14 protein-coding genes are annotated in these 16761 nt (G+C 59.4%); 5 read left to right on the top strand and 9 right to left on the bottom strand.

All coding sequences use genetic code 11. The features are described 5' to 3' along the window. Position 1: 1 nt before the first annotated feature. Together gmhB and QQL85_RS24805 are read left to right on the top strand one after the other, a co-directional pair. Positions 2-529 (top strand): D-glycero-beta-D-manno-heptose 1,7-bisphosphate 7-phosphatase, encoded by a 528-nt coding sequence (gmhB, locus tag QQL85_RS24810; protein WP_284356964.1) that lies wholly within the window; start codon positions 2-4, stop codon positions 527-529. A 46-nt stretch (positions 530-575) separates the two neighbouring features. Next, a complete protein-coding gene (locus QQL85_RS24805) occupies positions 576-1361 on the top strand; it encodes a lysophospholipid acyltransferase family protein (protein WP_284356965.1) in 786 nt (261 codons plus the stop codon). 177 nt (positions 1362-1538) lie between these two features. Here QQL85_RS24805 and QQL85_RS24800 read toward each other — a convergent pair whose 3' ends face one another. Next, a complete protein-coding gene (locus tag QQL85_RS24800) occupies positions 1539-3158 on the bottom strand; it encodes an MFS transporter (RefSeq protein ID WP_284356966.1) in 1620 nt (539 codons plus the stop codon). 97 nt (positions 3159-3255) lie between these two features. Continuing rightward, positions 3256-4902: a GMC family oxidoreductase gene (locus tag QQL85_RS24795; RefSeq protein ID WP_284356967.1), complete on the bottom strand. Its 1647-nt coding sequence runs from the start codon at positions 4900-4902 to the stop codon at positions 3256-3258. 169 nt (positions 4903-5071) lie between these two features. Here QQL85_RS24795 and QQL85_RS24790 point away from each other — a divergent pair, with 169 nt between their 5' ends. Continuing rightward, positions 5072-5959 (top strand): LysR family transcriptional regulator, encoded by an 888-nt coding sequence (locus tag QQL85_RS24790; RefSeq protein WP_284356968.1) that lies wholly within the window; start codon positions 5072-5074, stop codon positions 5957-5959. A gap of 65 nt (positions 5960-6024) precedes the next feature. On the opposite strand, the gene QQL85_RS24785 is transcribed toward QQL85_RS24790, so the two are convergent. From QQL85_RS24785 to QQL85_RS24765, 5 genes are all read right to left on the bottom strand, one after another. After that, the gene (locus QQL85_RS24785; RefSeq protein ID WP_284356969.1) at positions 6025-6942 is read right to left on the bottom strand and encodes an AEC family transporter; all 918 of its coding nucleotides are present in this window, start codon (positions 6940-6942) and stop codon (positions 6025-6027) included. After that, positions 6936-7949: a TauD/TfdA family dioxygenase gene (locus QQL85_RS24780; protein WP_284356970.1), complete on the bottom strand. Its 1014-nt coding sequence runs from the start codon at positions 7947-7949 to the stop codon at positions 6936-6938. Before QQL85_RS24780 ends, QQL85_RS24785 begins: the two co-directional genes overlap by 7 nt. Before the next feature lie 155 nt (positions 7950-8104). After that, on the bottom strand, positions 8105-8923 hold the full coding sequence (locus tag QQL85_RS24775; RefSeq protein ID WP_284356971.1) for a sulfite exporter TauE/SafE family protein: 819 nt from the start codon (positions 8921-8923) through the stop codon (positions 8105-8107). After that, positions 8920-10188 carry an NAD(P)/FAD-dependent oxidoreductase gene (locus QQL85_RS24770; protein ID WP_284356972.1) on the bottom strand — a complete coding sequence of 423 codons (1269 nt, stop codon included), beginning with the start codon at positions 10186-10188 and terminating at the stop codon, positions 8920-8922. Before QQL85_RS24770 ends, QQL85_RS24775 begins: the two co-directional genes overlap by 4 nt. A gap of 39 nt (positions 10189-10227) precedes the next feature. Next, positions 10228-11112: an MBL fold metallo-hydrolase gene (locus QQL85_RS24765; protein WP_284356973.1), complete on the bottom strand. Its 885-nt coding sequence runs from the start codon at positions 11110-11112 to the stop codon at positions 10228-10230. A gap of 221 nt (positions 11113-11333) precedes the next feature. On the opposite strand from QQL85_RS24765, the gene QQL85_RS24760 reads away from it, so the two are divergent. Both QQL85_RS24760 and QQL85_RS24755 read left to right on the top strand, forming a co-directional pair. Then, positions 11334-12626, top strand: coding sequence for a sigma-54 interaction domain-containing protein (locus tag QQL85_RS24760; protein ID WP_284356974.1), 1293 nt, complete (start codon positions 11334-11336; stop codon positions 12624-12626). Between the two features lie 128 nt (positions 12627-12754). Next, positions 12755-13162 carry an RcnB family protein gene (locus QQL85_RS24755; protein ID WP_284356975.1) on the top strand — a complete coding sequence of 136 codons (408 nt, stop codon included), beginning with the start codon at positions 12755-12757 and terminating at the stop codon, positions 13160-13162. Between the two features lie 63 nt (positions 13163-13225). On the opposite strand, the gene gyrB is transcribed toward QQL85_RS24755, so the two are convergent. Then, positions 13226-15646: a DNA topoisomerase (ATP-hydrolyzing) subunit B gene (gene gyrB / locus QQL85_RS24750; RefSeq protein WP_284356976.1), complete on the bottom strand. Its 2421-nt coding sequence runs from the start codon at positions 15644-15646 to the stop codon at positions 13226-13228. 4 nt (positions 15647-15650) lie between these two features. Then, on the bottom strand, positions 15651-16754 hold the full coding sequence (gene recF, locus QQL85_RS24745; protein ID WP_284356977.1) for a DNA replication/repair protein RecF: 1104 nt from the start codon (positions 16752-16754) through the stop codon (positions 15651-15653). Positions 16755-16761 lie beyond the last annotated feature (7 nt).

The raw sequence follows: 16761 nt of genomic DNA, 5'->3' as shown, positions 1-16761 counted from the left end.
CTTGAAACTGCTGATTCTCGACCGTGACGGAGTGATCAACTACGACTCCGACGCCTACATCAAGACGCTGGACGAGTGGGTGCCGATCCCGGGCTCGGTCGAAGCGATCGCGCAGTTGAGCAAAACGGGCTGGACGGTGGCCGTAGCCACCAACCAGTCTGGCATTGCGCGTGGCTACTACACACTGGCAACCCTGGAGGCCATGCACGCGCGCCTGCGCGTGCTGGTGGCCGAGCAGGGTGGTGAGGTGGGCCACATCGTGTATTGCCCGCACGGCCCGGACGAGGGGTGCGATTGCCGCAAACCCAAGCCTGGCATGCTGCGGGCGATCGCCGAGCATTACCAGGTTGGCCTAGAAGGCGTCTGGTTTGTTGGCGACAGCAAAGGTGACCTGGAGGCCGCCCTGGCCGTCGGTGCACAACCCGTGTTGGTAAAAACCGGCAAGGGCGAGCGGACCCTGGAAAAGGGTGTTCCGGAAAACACACTGATTTTCGACGATCTGGCAGCTATCGCCAGAGAACTAATTTAAACAGTGCGCCTTCGGGCGCATTTTTCTCAGGCGGGCATGACCCGCAATGGTACAAGCCACTATGTCGATCCTGCAGGCGATCAGAGTCTTTCTTTTTTACCTGCTACTGGGCACCAGTTCGCTGCTGTGGTGCTCGCTGAGCTTCTTCATCGCGCCGTTTTTGTCGTTCCCCAAGCGCTACACGTTCATCAACGTGTACTGGTGCCGCTGCGCGCTGTTCCTGGTGCGCACCATCCTTGGCATCGACTACAAGATCACGGGTGCCGAGAACGTGCCGGCTGAGCCTTGCGTGATCCTGTCGAACCACCAGAGCACCTGGGAAACGTTCTTCCTGTCCCAGTACTTCTCGCCGCTGAGCCAAGTGCTCAAGCGCGAGCTGCTGTATGTGCCATTCTTCGGCTGGGCCATGGCCATGCTGCGGCCGATCGCCATCAACCGCGACAACCCCAAGGAAGCGCTGCGCCAAGTGGCAAGCAAGGGTGACGAGCTGCTCAAGCAGAAGACCTGGGTGCTGATCTTCCCGGAAGGCACCCGCGTGCCGTTCGGCACTGTGGGCAAGTTCTCCCGCGGCGGTACCGCACTGGCGGTGAATGCCGGGCTGCCGGTGCTGCCGATTGCCCACAATGCTGGCAAGTTCTGGCCAAAGACCGGTTGGGGCAAGCGCGCCGGCACCATCGAGGTGGTGATTGGCGAGCCGATGTACGCCAATGGCAGCGGACCTCGTGCCATTGCCGAGCTCAACGACCGCGCTGCGGCGTGGAACGAAGCGACCCAGCGGGCCATGGGTTCGCTGCCTCCAGCAGCAGAAAAACCTCAGGAACAGACTGCTTGATCATCTGTGGATAACTTGTGAGCAATTTTTCAATGTAATGCTTGAAGTGATTGCTAAGTAGTTGAATTAGCTGTTTATTTCTGTGTATGACATTTTTCTGAAAATCGTGCATAAGTTTTTTCTGGGCATAAAAAAACCGGCTTTTACAGCCGGTTTTTTTATGGCGTGTGGACAGCATCAAACCTTGTCGATATCCACGTCCTTGGTTTCTTTCAGGCAGAAGATCCCCACCACCAGGCTGACTCCGGTCACCAATATCGGGTACCACAACCCGTAGAAGATATCCCCGGTGTATACCACCAGCGCGAACGATACCGTTGGCAGGAAGCCGCCAAACCAGCCATTGCCAATGTGGTAGGGCAGTGACATCGAGGTATAGCGGATACGGGTCGGGAACAGCTCGACCATCACTGCCGCCAGCGGGCCATAGGTCATGGTCGCGATCAGGATCATCGCCACGATCAGCACCACCACCATCACTTGGTTGACCTGTGCCGGATCGGCCTTGGCTGGGTAGCCCGCCTGCTCGATTGCCGCGCGCATGGCGGTTTCGTCGTAGCCATTGATGGCCTTGTCGCCGATATTCACCACTACATCACTGCCCGCCACGCTCACCGATTTGTACGGCAGGCCCTGCTTGACCAGGAACGTCTTGACCTTGTCGCACGGGCTGTCGAAACGTGCCTTGCCTACGGGGTCGAACTGGAAGGTGCAGCCTTGGGGGTCGGCGGTAACCACGATCGGCGCCTGACGACTGGCAGCGTCAATCTGTGGGTTGGCGTAATGGCTCAGGGCCTTGAACAGCGGGAAGTAGAGCACCGTGGCCAGCAGCAGGCCGAGCATCAGGATAGGCTTGCGGCCGATACGGTCGGACAACCAGCCGAAGAACACGAAGAACGGCGCACCAATCACCACGCTGATGATCAGCAAGGTATTGGCCTGGGCCGGGTCCATCTTCAGCATCTGCGTCATGAAGAACAGCACATAGAACTGCGCCGTGTAGAAGGTCACGGCTTGCCCGGCGTTGATGCTGAACAGCGCGGTAAGCACCACTTTCAGGTTTGGCCAGGAGGTGAACGACTCACGGATCGGCGATTTGCTGATCTTGCCCTGAGCCTTCATTTTCACGAACGCCGGCGATTCGTGCATGCTCATACGAATCCAGGTGGAGATGGCCAGCAGCACGATCGACAGCAGGAACGGCAGGCGCCAGCCCCAGGTTTCGAACTGGTCGCCGCTGATATAGCGGCTGCCCAGTACCACCAGCAGCGACAACAGCAGGCCAAGGGTGGCGGTGGACTGGATGAAACCGGTGTGGAAGCCACGTTTGCCAGGTGGCGCATGCTCAGCCACATAGGTGGCAGCACCACCATACTCACCGCCCAGCGCCAGCCCCTGCAGCATGCGCAGGATCACGAGGATGATCGGTGCGGCGATGCCGATGCTGGCATAAGTGGGCAGCAAGCCTACCGCAAAGGTGGACAGCCCCATCAGCACAATGGTGACCAGGAAGGTGTACTTGCGCCCGATCATGTCGCCCAGGCGACCAAACACCAGCGCACCGAATGGCCGCACCAGGAAGCCGGCAGCAAAGGCCATGAGGGCGAAGATAAAGGCGGTGGTGTCGTTCACCCCAGCGAAGAACTGCTTGCTGATGACCGCTGCCAACGCGCCATAGAGAAAAAAGTCATACCACTCGAAAACCGTCCCGAGGGATGACGCGAAAATGATCTTGCGTTCTTCACGGCGACTGGAGCTGCTGGCCGCCGCACCCTGCTCTTGGATGTAATCCGACATCGTTGCTGTCCTCGGCCCGCAGGCCACAGTGATTATTCTTGTTGTTCCACTGTCGGCAGCCTCTGACCGCAAGCCGCCGGTACTGCACGCACCCAGGTCAGGGCGTCGGTAACGCGTCTTCATTCAGATAGGTTTGGGTCGCAGCTCCTTTGAGAATCAGTTGCGCCGCCTTCTCGGCGATCATCAGGGTGGGTGAACAGGTATTGCCGGAAGTGATCTGCGGCATGATCGAAGCATCCGCCACCCGCAGGCCGGGGATGCCGTGTACGCGCAGCTGGTTATCCACAACGTCCAGGGCACCGGAGCCCATGCGGCAGGTACCGACCGGGTGGAAGATGGTAGTGCCAATCTTGCCGGCAGCGTCGAACAGCTCTTGCTCGGTTTGCAGGGCCGAGCCGGGCAGGTATTCCTTGGGCTCGAACGCCGCAAGGGCAGGGGCCTGGACGATGCGTCGGGTAAGGCGGATGGCATCGGCAGCGACGCGCAGGTCCTGTGGGTCGCTGAGGTAATTGGGGTCGATCAGCGGCGTGCTGTTCATGTCGGTGCTGCGGATGTCGATACGACCTCGGCTGACCGGACGCAGGTTGCACACCGAAGCGGTGAAAGCCGGAAACTGATGCAACGGCTCACCGAAGCGCTCCAGTGACAGCGGTTGCACATGGTACTGCAGGTTGGCAGTGGCCTGATCCGGGCTTGAACGCACAAATGCACCCAGTTGACTCGGCGCCATGGCCAGCGGACCACTGCGGTCATAGAGGTAGCGCAGGCCCATGCCCATCTTGCCCCACAGGCTGTTGGCCATCTGATTCAAGGTGCGGGTGTTGCGGATCTGGTAGATCAGGCGCAGTTGCAGGTGGTCCTGAAGGTTGCCACCCACGCCCGGCATATCGTGGCGTACACCGATACCCAGGCCTTCCAGCAGCTGACGCGGGCCGATGCCGGAGCGCTGCAAAATGCCAGGTGAACCGACGGCGCCAGCACACAGGATGATTTCGCGACGCGCCGCAAACTCGTGCCAGGCGCCTTGCCAAAACGCTTTCACGGCGCGCGCCCGGGTGTTGTTGAGCAGTACCTGGTCAACCTGTACGCCCGTCAGCACGGTAAGGTTGGCGCGGTCCCTGATCGGTCGCAGGAAGGCTTTGGAGGCGTTCCAGCGCACGCCGCTGCGCTGGTTGACCTGAAAGTATCCACAGCCTTGGTTGTCACCCGTGTTGAAGTCGTCGACTTTACCGATGCCACTTTGCTCGGCAGCATCGCGGAAGGCATCGAGGATCGGCCAGCTGTAGCGCTGGCGTTCGACCCGCCACTCACCTCCACCGCCATGGTGCTCGCTGGCGCCGGCAAAGTGGTTTTCGCTGGCCTTGAACAGCGGCAGCACATCCTTCCAGGCCCAGCCGTCATTGCCTTGCTCGGCCCAGCGGTCATAGTCAGCGGCCTGGCCACGCATGTAGATCATGCCGTTAATCGAAGAACAACCACCGAGAACCTTGCCACGCGGGTAGCCCAGGGCGCGACCGCCAAGGCCAGGCTGGGCCTCGGTCTTGAAGCACCAGTCGGTGCGCGGGTTGCCGATGCAATAGAGATAGCCGACGGGAATGTGAATCCAGGGATAGTTGTCGCGGCCACCCGCTTCCAGCAGCAGAACGCGGCAGGAAGGGTCGGCGGACAAACGATTGGCCAGCAGGCAACCGGCGGGACCGGCCCCTACGACCACATAATCGAAGACAGAATCGGCTGATGGCATGTGCAACCTCGGGCCTGTTTTTTATTCTTGTCCCGAACCATCTTAGTGAGTAATTTCGTGGATGAAACACGAGATTTCGCGCAGCCGTTGTGCGTTTTAGCACAGCGACCATCACTGCAACGGCGTGCGCCTGCAAAGGTTCTCGCCGTCTGGATGCATAGGGACAAGCATGTTCGACTGGAACGATCTGCGGTTTTTCCTCGAGTTGCAGCGCAGCGGCCGCTTACTCACTGCCGCCAAGCGCCTCAACACCACCCACAGCACCGTGGCTCGGCACATCGAGAGCATCGAGCAAAGCCTGGGCACCGCGCTGTTCGTGCAGCATGCCCAAGGCTACGAGCTGACCCCCTCGGGCCAGGCCTTGCTCAAACACGCCGAAGCCATGGAAAACGTCGCGCTGTTGGCGCAGGAAGAAATCACCCAGGCCATCACGCCGTTGGGCAAGATTCGCCTGGGGGTGACCGAAGGCATCGGCATCATGTTCTTCACCCCACGCATGAATGCGCTGTTCGAGCGCTACCCCGGCCTGGAAGTGGAGCTGGTAGCCGTACCGCGTTTCGTCAGCATCCTCAATCGCGAAGCAGAAATCAGCATCCACCTGGAACGGCCCAACGCCGATCTGCTGATCACCCGCAAGCTCACCGACTATCGCTTGGCGCTGTACGCCAGCGAGGACTATCTTGACCGCGCACCACCTCTGCGCAACCGCGAAGACCTGGCCCGGCACAACTGGATCGGCTACGTCGACGACCTGCTGTTCAGCCAGGAGCTGCTGTTTCTCAACAGTTTCTGCCGGGCCCCGAACGTGGTGTTTCGCAGCACCAGCGTCATCGCCCAACAGGCCGCTGCCCGTGCCGGCCTGGGCATCGCCGTATTGCCCAACTACATGGCTCGCCACGACCCGACGCTGGTGCGCGTGCTGCCTGGCGAGACCATCCAGCGCAGCTACTGGATCTGCACCCGCCGCGAGCTGCACAAATCGGTGCGCCTGCGGGTGGTGTGGGACTACCTGCTGGCGCTGTGTTCTGCTGAACAAGACGAACTTCTGGCCCAGTAACGAGCCACAACATACAGCAGCGCCGCGCTCAGCACGCGGCACTGCCAGTGACTGGTCGAAGCGACCTAGAACTCGACCATACTCACAATCAAAGTGATGGTGAGAGTGGAGACCAACGTCGTCCAGGTAATCATCGAGGCCATGGCTGGCGCATCACCACCCATTTGCCTGGCCAGGATGTAAGCATTACCCGCACAGGGGACACAGGCATACAGCAATGCAACATTGGCTGCGGTACCAGAAACGCCAAGGCCCATGATTAACGCCAGCGTCACGACTGGAAGCAGCAAAAGCTTCAGCACAACCACATACAGCGTAGCCAGAACACCCGCTACCTGAAGATTCAACATCAGCCCAGCACCTACAGACATCAAGCTAAGCGGCGTAGCAGCACTACCCAGATAGCTCATGAACTGCTCAACCGACCCCACGATGCGCACCCCGCACAGGTTCAGGGCCAACCCCACCAGCGCCCCAATGATCAGCGGGTTTTTGATGAGCGCGGCAAGCATGCTGCCTGGTGATTTGCGACCGCCCTCGCCAAACTGATTCATCACCAACACACTCATCACATTGGTGGTAATGATCAGATAAGCAACGAATACACCCGATATCGCAACCCCTTCAGCACCATACAAGGAATGCGCCAAGGCAATGAACACATACGAGTTGTAGCGTATACCGCCCTGAAAAATCGACGTGAACAGGTCATTTCGAACCTTGAGGATGGCCTGGCCCAAAAAGATGATAAGCCCAACCACCAACGTTGCGCCCACTGTCGCAAAAATAGCGGTGGAGGTTTCACCACTGCCAAAGTCGGCCTTACTGATATCCCGTATGAGGAGGGCTGGAAAAAACAGGTAGTAAACCAGTTTGTCGACCTGCTTCCACCACCCCTCTTTATTGATGAACCACCGCTTTACGATATTACCGGCAACGATCAACAGAAAGATTGGCAACACCGAAAAGAAGGTCGTCAGCATGCGCGCGTCTCCTGAGGCAGGAAGACGCGTGACTTCACCCTTTGCAACTGACGGTACCCCCACAAACTGTTAGCCACAAAAACGCGCTGTACCCAACGCACCGGGTTGTTGAAGTCGTCGAGTGATGCACTGAAACGGTCACGCGCGTGTAGGGTGAAGCGATTATCGACGTAAGCCAAAATCCCCGGTTTGATCGCTATGCCAATCGATACTGCTTTAATTGCGTCATGGAAGTTCTTCATTGCCCGGGCGGCACGCGGGTCCAACGCCTCAACCATATCGGGGTAAAACACAGCATTGATTTCTGGAAAGCTGGTGCTGCCGCACACCATCGGAATGGCTGGGGTTATGTAGGTTCCTTGCTTGCGCCAGCGATAGGGAACCTTGATTTGGTAGAGCGGTTGACGCAGGCATGACACATCGTTCGCATCGAGCAAATCGAGCGCCTTTCGGGCGTCGGCAAGGCGTGTCATCGGACCGTTGCGGTCATGCCGAACACCTGTGAGCATCAGGCCAAGCGGGGAAACATTTAAATCAGCCAGACACTTTAACGCTGCATTTTCGATGTGAAAGTCAAGCTCCACATCAGAGCCTAACCCTGTGTATTCACCCTTCGTTTTGACGCCTGGAATAAGGTTATTGACAATATTGGCGCCTTCAAACTCCACGGAGTACGGTTCACCTATCAACGATGCAAACATCATGATCACGTTTTCACTGATCGTGCCACTTTTGCATGCGGGAAGGAACACCTGCGGATCCGGGGTAGTAAAAACGTGTTCATCAACCGGCAGGTTTTCGAAAATCAGGTAGGGCTTTGGATGCAGCGAAGCACGCTGTTCAGACACTATATCGATGATACGCCTTGGCAACGTTGAAGCCGCTGCCATCCGCAGGTCTGTAATGTAAGCCTGTCCCCCTTGTGTATCATAATTGATCTTGGCCAATCCCCCGGCCAACTGATCGCGTTCACTGTCGGTCAGTTTGTATATGCAGGATCTGTCCACGGATGCACTCCTCTGAAATGTTGCGGACTTTAAAAAGCCACATGGCTTTTCAATGGAGTGCAAAACTATCAATGTGAAAAAATCAAAGGGAGCAGGTCACACTTCCTCAACATCAAAGAGGCCCTGTGCATTGACGTTGACCTGCCTCATGCCGGCTAGCCCAATAGCGCCTTGGCAGCCAGTAGCAGAGCAGCTGCCCATCCCGCCATCGCGAACATTTGCTGCAAGCGCGGCCCTGCCAATTTCGTAGCCAGCGGCCTCGCCAGTAGCAGGCCCAGCACTGCGCCAACAGCGAAGGGGGCTCCGACCTGCCACTGCATGACACCCGCCAGACTGGCGCTGACCACGCTACCAGTGGACACCAGGGCGATGACTGCCAGCGAGGTGGAGACGATGCTAGCCATACGCAGGTTGGTATAGCGGTTCAGGGCCGGGATGATGACGAAGCCACCACCCACCCCGAGCAGGCCTGACAGTAACCCGGACAAGGCACCAGTGAATGCCAGCGCACGTGCGCAGGGCAGGGTCCAGCGCAAGCGGCCTTGCAACGGGTTCAGCACACACGGTTCGATATAGCGATGAGCGTCATTGGCCTCACCGCGCAGTTCTTTGGCAGCCTTGCGCCAAATACGCAGGCAGGCATAAACCAGCACCCCGGCGAACACCAACTGCAAGGGTGTATTCGGCAAACGGTGCGCCAGCATCAGCCCGAACGGCGCCGCCGCTATGCCGATCAGCGCAATAAACAACGCCGCCCGATAACGCACCAGCCCCTGCCGTAGGCCCAGCACTGCGCCAACCGCCGCTGCCAGGCCTACAGCCAACAGGCCGACCGGTGCGGCCTCAACCATCGACAGCCCCAGGCCGAACACCAGCAAGGGCACTGCGAGAATGCCACCGCCTGCGCCGGTCAACGCCAGCACCGCGCCGATGATCGCGCCCAGGCCTGCCCCCAACACTTGATGTTCGATCACTGCCCACCCTCGACTACCAGCTGCGGGCGCGCCAGCCACTCGCGGCCCTTGAGCATGCCCTGCCAGTACAACGGTGGCAGCGCCTGCGCCTTGAGCAGCCAGGCCAGGCGCGTCGGTTTGCGGCCATCCAGCAACCAGCTGGGGAAGCTTGGTGCCAGCTTGCCGCCATAGGTGAACTCGGCCAGGACGATTTTGCCGCGCTCGACCGTCAGCGGGCACGAACCATAGCCATCGTACTGGGCGAGGGTGGGCAGCCGCCCAAGTGCCACCAGCACGTTGTTGGCCACTACCGGCGCCTGCTTACGGGCAGCTGCGGCGGTCTTGGCATTGCTGGTATTGGCCACGTCACCCAGGGCATGGATGTTGGTGTACTTGCGATGGCGCAAGGTATGCGGGTCGACATCGACCCAGCCGGCGTTATCGGCCAAGGGGCTTTCGCGAATAAAAGCCGGCGCCACCTGTGGCGGTACCACATGGAGCATGTCAAAAGCCTCGATGCGCGTTTCGCTGCTGCCATCGGGCAAGGTGAGCACGAAAGTGGCGCGCTTGTTCGGGCCATCCACGGCCACCAGTCGGTGGGAAAAATTGAGGTCCACGGCGTATTTGTCTATGTACTTCATCAGTGCGGGCACATAGTCCGCCACACCGAACAAAACTGCACCGGCATTGAAGAAGCTGGCTTTCACCGCCCCCAGGTGGCCGTGGCGCAGCCAGTGGTCGCAAGACAGGTACAACGCCTTCTGCGGCGCGCCCGCACATTTGATCGGCATGGGCGGCTGGCTGAAGACGGCACGGCCTTGCTTGAGTTTCTGCACCAGCTCCCAGGTGTAGGGCGCCAGGTCGTAGCGGTAGTTGGAGGTGACACCATTGCGGCCCAGGGTTTCGCTGAGCCCATCGATGGCCGCCCAGTCCAGCGCGAGGCCAGGGCAGACTACCAGCTGTTCATAGCTGATGGCGCGACCGTCTTCGAGGATGACCAACTGGCCCAGAGGGTCGAAACCCTGCACCCGCGCCCTGACCCAGCGCACAGCGCGCGGGATGGTCGAGGCCATGGTGCGGGCGGTGCTCGGTGCCTTGAACACGCCGGCACCGACCATGGTCCAGCCGGGTTGGTAGTAATGCACGTCGGCAGGGTCGATCAAGGCAACGTCCAGCGACGGATCACGGCTGATCAGGCTCGAAGCGGTGGCGATACCGGCGGCACCGGCGCCGACGATGACCACTTTGTGATGGTCGGTATTGGCAGGGGACAACAAGGCAGGCATGGCGGTAAATCCTGGAAATCTGATAATGGGGCAGGGCGGTTACAGCTTGTTCAGCGGGATTTTCAGATAGCTGACCCCGTTCTCTTCCGGCGCGGGGAGCTGGCCGCTGCGCATGTTCACCTGCACCGAAGGCAGGATCAGCACGGGCATGTCGAGGGTCTTGTCACGGGCTTCGCGCATGGCGACGAAACTGTCCTCGTCGACGCCCTGGTGAATGTGAATGTTGCTGGCGCGCTGCTCGGCCACGGTGGTTACATACTGCATGTCACGGCCACCTGGCAGGTAGTCGTGGCACATGAACAGCCGGGTCTGGTCGGGGAACGCCAGCAGACGACGGATCGAGCGATACAGAGTACGGGCATCGGCCCCCGGGAAGTCGCAGCGGGCAGTACCGTAGTCAGGCATGAACAGCGTGTCGCCAACGAATACCGCGATCTCGCCGGCGTCTTCGATCATGAAACTCATGCACGCAGGTGTGTGCCCCGGCGTGTGCAGTGCCCGGGCGTGCAGATTACCAATACGGAAACCTTCTTCGTCTTCGAGCAGCACATCGAACTGGCTGCCATCGCGGGCGAAGCCAGGCTCTGCATTGAACAAGGCACCGAATACTTTCTGCACCTGGGTGATGTGCGCGCCGATAGCGGTATGGCCGCCCAGCTTTTCCTTCAGGTAGGCAGCCGCAGAAAGATGGTCGGCGTGTACATGGGTTTCCAGCACCCACCGCACGCTGGCATTCAGCTCGGTCACGCGCTCGATCAGGCGATCCGCTGAAGCGCTGCAAGTGCGCCCGGACTTGGGGTCGTAATCCAGCACGCTGTCGATCAATGCGCATTGCCGGGTTTCACGGTCCATGACCAGGTAGCTGATGGTCGAGGTCGCCTTGTCGTAAAAGGCGTCCACGTGAAGGTTGTTGCCGATGATCATCACGTTCTCCAATTTATCCGCCCCGCCTTGTAAGGCGTAGGCAGTGCCAGGAGGTTTATCAAGATGCATGCCAGGCTTTTTACCGCGCGTAGGTCAATGAATCCGGCCCGTTTCAGGCAACGGGTAGCAATGCTGGCAGAGCATGTGGCAGTCGACTGTCAGCCAATGGCAGTGTTTGGCAGTCCTTGTTACCCTGCGCCGGTCATCCATACGGTGCCGTCATGCCTGAAACCCATCCCCTCATCCTAGCTCTGGTTTCCTACCTTGAGCACGATGCCCTGCCGGCCATCGTGCTGGACACCGACTACAACATCCTGGCCGCCAATGCCGCCTATCGCCGCCAGTTCGGCCGCCATGATCAGGCGCCCTTGGGGGAGAAGTGCCACAAGGTCTCACACCACTATGCCGTACCGTGCGACCAGGCCGGCGAGCATTGCCCCATGCGCAAGGCGTGGGACAGCAAGGTGCCCGAGCGAGTGCTGCATGTTCATCACACACCACGCGGCCCCGAGCATGTGGATGTCGAGCTGCGCCCGATTCTGGATGAGCAGGGCAGGGTGGTGGCCTTTGTCGAACGCCTGACCAGCATCACCCTCGCGTCAGCGCAACCTCAGGAGCAGGGCCTGGTCGGACGCGCTCCAGCCTTCAAGGCCGCCTTGGCCAGCCTGCAACGAGCGGCGCCAGCGCAGATCCCGGTATTGCTGCAGGGTGAATCGGGTAGCGGTAAAGAACTGTTCGCCCGAGCGGTGCACATGGGTAGCCCCAGAGCCAACGGCCCGCTGGTGGTGGTCGACTGCACTGGCCTGACCGAGTCGTTGTTCGAAAGCGAGTTGTTCGGTTATGAGAAGGGCGCGTTCACCGGTGCCAACCAACGCAAGATCGGCCTGGCCGAGGCGGCCCATGGAGGCACCCTGTTCCTCGACGAAATCGGTGAAGTGCCGCTGGCGATGCAGGTGAAGCTGCTGCGTCTGATCGAGTCCGGCAGCTTCCGCCCAGTGGGTAGCTTGCGCACGGTGCATTCGGATTTCCGCCTGGTATCGGCCACCCACAAGCCGCTCAAACAGATGGTTGCACAGGGTTCCTTCCGTGAAGACCTGTATTACCGCATCAGCGGCTTCCCGATTCGCCTTCCTGCTTTGCGCGAGCGGGTGGAAGACCTGCCGCTGCTCGCGCAAAGCCTGCTGCAGCGTATGGCCGGCAAGCCAACACCCAGGCTGAGTGACGATGCCTTGCAGCAACTTGGGTTGCATCCGTTTCCGGGCAATATCCGCGAGCTGCGCAATATTCTGGAAAGGGCGCGTTTGTTTGCCGATGACGGGCTGATCCGACCTGAACACTTGCCGGAAGATATCGGGCCGGTGGGAGCGACCGCGACAGGTGGCCGTCGCAACAACCTGGCTGAGCTGGCGCAGGCGCTGGAACAGTTCAAAGGCTCGCGTAGCGAACTGGCCAGCCATCTTGGCATGAGTGAACGCACACTGTATCGCCGTTTGAAGGCGCTCGGGCTGAACTGAAAGGACGCAGACTTTACCGGACCTTTACCTGCGCCCTTACATTAAACGGAAAAAACCGTGGTCTTATGCGTTAACCGAACCTGGCAGCCCGTTCGCGCCAGGCGATAACATGCAGAGGACCGCATCGAATGAAAAACACCCTAACCGTGATCTGCGCCGCGCTCATGCTCAGCGCACCGCTGGCCAGCTTCGCGCAGCCGGGCCCACCCGACCGGCATGATGACGGCCCATCGCACCAAGGCAACCCACCGCATGGTCAGCCGAAGCAGCAAGGCCGACATGACAATGGGCGAGCACCCGCTTACCGCAACCCGAACTTCCGACCGCAGCAGGGCATGCCAGTACCTCATCAGCAGTGGCAGCGTGGGCATGCTGTTGACCCACACTACCGTGGTGACCGTTATTGGGTGACTGACTGGAAAGCGCGCCACCTGTATGCCCCACCGCGGGACCATCGCTGGTTGTATGTGAACGGCGATTATGTGCTGGTGGCGATTGCCAGTGGTGTGATCGTTAACATTCTCACCGGTTACTGATTTTGACAGACACTAAAAAGCCCGCATCAGCGGGCTTTTTAGTGTCTGTCAATTTACGCCTGATCAGAAGTCCAGGTTCGACACCGACAGCGCGTTGCTTTCAATGAAGTCACGACGTGGCTCGACCGCATCACCCATCAGGGTGTTGAAGATCTGGTCCGCTGCGATTGCATCCTCGATGGTGACCTTGAGCATACGGCGAACGGTCGGGTCCATGGTGGTTTCCCACAGCTGGTCCGGGTTCATCTCGCCCAGCCCTTTGTATCGCTGGATGGTGTGGCGCTTGGTGGTCTCGTTCATCAGCCAGTCCAGGCCTTCCTTGAACTCGACGATTGCCTTACGGCGTTCACCACGTTGTACATAAGCACCTTCACCCAACAGGCTGGACAGCTTGGAACCAATGTTGACCACCGTCCGGTAATCATTGCTGCCGAAGAAGTCGCGGTTGAAGGTGACATAGCTGGCCAGGCCGTGGGAGGTGATTTCCACTTCTGGCAGCCATACGTTGCGCTCTTTGTCTTCACGCAGGCTGGCTTTGTAAGCCAGGCCCGACTTCTGGCTGTTGTTCAGACGTTCCTGGAACTGGGCCAGCCAGGCTTGCATCACCGCATGGTCACCCAACTGCTCCAGGGTCACCTCCGGCAGGTAGATGAAGTGCTCGGTCAGCTCTTCCGGGTACAAACGCGACAGGCGCTTGAGGGTCTTCATGACCCCACGGAATTCATTCACCAGTACTTCCAGCTGCACACCAGAAACCGCTGGCGCCGAATCGTCCAGGTGCAGGCTTGCGTCTTCCAGGGCCGACTGGGTCATGTATTCTTCCATGGCCTCGTCGTCCTTGATGTACTGCTCCTGCTTGCCTTTTTTCACCTTGTACAGTGGAGGCTGGGCAATGTAGATGTAGCCGCGCTCGACCAGCTCCGGCAACTGACGGAAGAAGAAGGTCAACAGCAGGGTACGGATGTGCGAACCGTCAACGTCAGCATCGGTCATGATGATGATGTTGTGATAACGCAGCTTGTCGATGTTGTACTCTTCGCGGCCGATACCACAGCCCAGTGCAGTGATCAGCGTGCCCACTTCCTGGGACGAGATCATCTTGTCGAAGCGTGCTTTCTCGACGTTGAGGATTTTACCCTTCAGCGGCAAGATCGCCTGGGTACGCCGGTTACGGCCTTGTTTGGCCGAGCCACCGGCGGAGTCACCCTCCACCAGGTACAGTTCGGAAAGGGCAGGGTCCTTCTCCTGGCAATCAGCCAGTTTGCCTGGCAGGCCAGCGATATCCAGTGCACCTTTGCGGCGAGTCATCTCACGGGCTTTACGTGCCGCTTCACGCGCACGCGCGGCGTCGATCATCTTGCCAACGACGGCCTTGGCCTCGTTTGGGTTCTCCAGCAGGAAGTCGGAGAAGTACTTGTTCATCTCCTGTTCCACGGCGGTTTTCACCTCCGAGGAGACCAGCTTGTCTTTGGTCTGCGAGCTGAACTTAGGGTCCGGTACCTTGACCGAGATGATCGCGGTCAGGCCTTCACGAGCGTCGTCACCCGTGGTCGCCACCTTGTTCTTCTTGGCCAGGCCTTCCTGTTCGATGTAGCTGTTCAGGCTACGCGTCAGCGAGGAACGGAAGCCCACCAGGTGAGTACCGCCGTCACGCTGCGGAATGTTGTTGGTGAAGCACAGCAGGTTTTCGTTGAAGCTGTCGTTCCACTGCAGGGCGACTTCCACACCCACGCCATCGTCACGCTGAACGTTGAAGTGGAACACCTGGGAGTTGACTGGCGTCTTGTTGGTGTTCAGGTACTCGACGAACGCGCGCAGGCCGCCTTCGTACTTGAAGAACTCTTCCTTACCGCTGCGCTCATCTTTCAGCAGAATGCCAACGCCCGAGTTGAGGAACGACAACTCGCGAATACGCTTGGCCAGGATGTCCCAGCTGAAGTGAATGTTCTTGAAGGTTTCAGCCGAAGGCTTGAAATGGATGTGGGTACCCGTGGTTTCGCTATCACCGACAACCGCCATAGGCGCTTGTGGAACACCGTGAACGTAGGTCTGTTCCCAGATCTTGCCGCTACGGCGAACGGTCAGAATCAGCTTCTCGGACAGGGCATTCACGACCGAAACACCTACGCCATGCAGGCCACCAGATACCTTGTAGGAGTTGTCGTCGAACTTACCGCCGGCGTGCAGCACAGTCATGATGACCTCGGCTGCGGAAACGCCTTCTTCTTTATGAACATCGACCGGAATGCCGCGACCGTTGTCGCGGACACTGATGGATTCGTCCGGGTGGATAATGACGGTGATGTCATCGCAGTGACCGGCGAGGGCTTCGTCGATCGAGTTGTCGACCACTTCGAAGACCATGTGGTGCAGGCCGCTACCATCATCGGTGTCGCCAATGTACATGCCGGGACGCTTGCGTACGGCATCCAAACCTTTCAGCACCTTGATGCTGGAGGAGTCGTACGTTTGATTTTCGCTCATGCCTTCACTCCCGATGGTCGTGGGTCTGGGTGATACGGCCTTGTTCCACGTGGAACAAAGCAACTGGCGTTTCCGTCTGCCAGCCTTCCCTCAGTAATTCGTGATCTACACAGGTGATGAACACCTGGCAGCGTAATTCTTCTAGCAAGCGGCACAGCGCGCGGCGATGCTGGTCGTCCAGCTCGGACGGCAAGTCATCCACGAGATAAATACAGTGACCGCGGCGAGCCTGACTGACGAGGTGGCCTTGGGCAATGCGCAATGCGCACACCACCAGCTTTTGCTGACCACGCGACAGGATGTCGGCTGCGTTATTGGCAGACAGACGGAGACGCAGATCAGCACGCTGCGGACCGGCCTGGGTATGGCCCATCTGCTGATCGCGAAGGAGAGAGGAAGCGAGTACTTCTTGCAGTTCCCGGTCCTTGTCCCAGCCTCGGTAGTAGCTCAGGGTCAACCCGTCCAGCTCGACCAGTTCGCTCAGGGTTCGCTCGAAGACGGGCTTCAAGGCCTTGATGTAGTTGCGACGGTATTCATCTATTTCCGCGCTGGCCAGGCACAATTCCCGGTCCCAGGCGGCTTGCGAAGCTGGGTCAAGTGTACCATGACGCAACCATGAGTTCCGCTGCCGCAGCGCCTTCTGCAGCCGTTGCCAAGCAGGCAGGAAGCGAGGTTCCACGTGGAACACCCCCCAGTCCAGGAACTGCCGGCGGATTTTCGGGGCACCTTCCAACAGTCGGAAACTGTCTGGATTGATGAGCTGCAGCGGCAACAACTCCGCCAGCTGGGCGGCGCTACGCGCATTCTGCCCATCGATGCGTATGGTGAATTCTCCCTGCCGCTCTCGGGACACACCCAGGTTGCTGGTGCTACCTTCGGCCAACTGCACCTCGCCAAATACGGTGCAGGCAGGCTGTTCGTATTGGATGACCGGGTTCAGCCGGGTGCTGCGAAATGAGCGTGCCAGCCCGAGCAAGTGCACGGCCTCAAGCACACTGGTCTTGCCACTGCCGTTGGCGCCGTAAAGGATGTTGATGCGGGGGGAGGGCGAGAGTGTCACCGGGTGCAAGTTGCGCACCGCGGTGACCATGATACGTCGAAGGGACATTTCGCCT

The sequence above is a fragment of the Pseudomonas putida genome, from assembly GCF_030159595.1.
GTDB classification, from domain to species: domain Bacteria; phylum Pseudomonadota; class Gammaproteobacteria; order Pseudomonadales; family Pseudomonadaceae; genus Aquipseudomonas; species Aquipseudomonas putida_AC.
Note: the sequence above shows the minus strand (reverse complement) of the source record. Positions and strands in the feature narration are given on the sequence as shown.

Coding starts and splice junctions, on each gene's coding strand:
- QQL85_RS24755 (WP_284356975.1), top strand. CDS start 12,755: ATGAAAAACACCCTAACCGTGATCTGCGCCGCGCTCATGCTCAGCGCA.
- QQL85_RS24805 (WP_284356965.1), top strand. CDS start 576: ATGGTACAAGCCACTATGTCGATCCTGCAGGCGATCAGAGTCTTTCTT.
- QQL85_RS24770 (WP_284356972.1), bottom strand. CDS start 10,188: ATGCCTGCCTTGTTGTCCCCTGCCAATACCGACCATCACAAAGTGGTC.
- QQL85_RS24790 (WP_284356968.1), top strand. CDS start 5,072: ATGTTCGACTGGAACGATCTGCGGTTTTTCCTCGAGTTGCAGCGCAGC.
- gyrB (WP_284356976.1), bottom strand. CDS start 15,646: ATGAGCGAAAATCAAACGTACGACTCCTCCAGCATCAAGGTGCTGAAA.
- recF (WP_284356977.1), bottom strand. CDS start 16,754: ATGTCCCTTCGACGTATCATGGTCACCGCGGTGCGCAACTTGCACCCG.
- QQL85_RS24765 (WP_284356973.1), bottom strand. CDS start 11,112: ATGATCATCGGCAACAACCTTCACGTGGACGCCTTTTACGACAAGGCG.
- QQL85_RS24785 (WP_284356969.1), bottom strand. CDS start 6,942: ATGCTGACGACCTTCTTTTCGGTGTTGCCAATCTTTCTGTTGATCGTT.
- QQL85_RS24760 (WP_284356974.1), top strand. CDS start 11,334: ATGCCTGAAACCCATCCCCTCATCCTAGCTCTGGTTTCCTACCTTGAG.
- QQL85_RS24800 (WP_284356966.1), bottom strand. CDS start 3,158: ATGTCGGATTACATCCAAGAGCAGGGTGCGGCGGCCAGCAGCTCCAGT.
- QQL85_RS24795 (WP_284356967.1), bottom strand. CDS start 4,902: ATGCCATCAGCCGATTCTGTCTTCGATTATGTGGTCGTAGGGGCCGGT.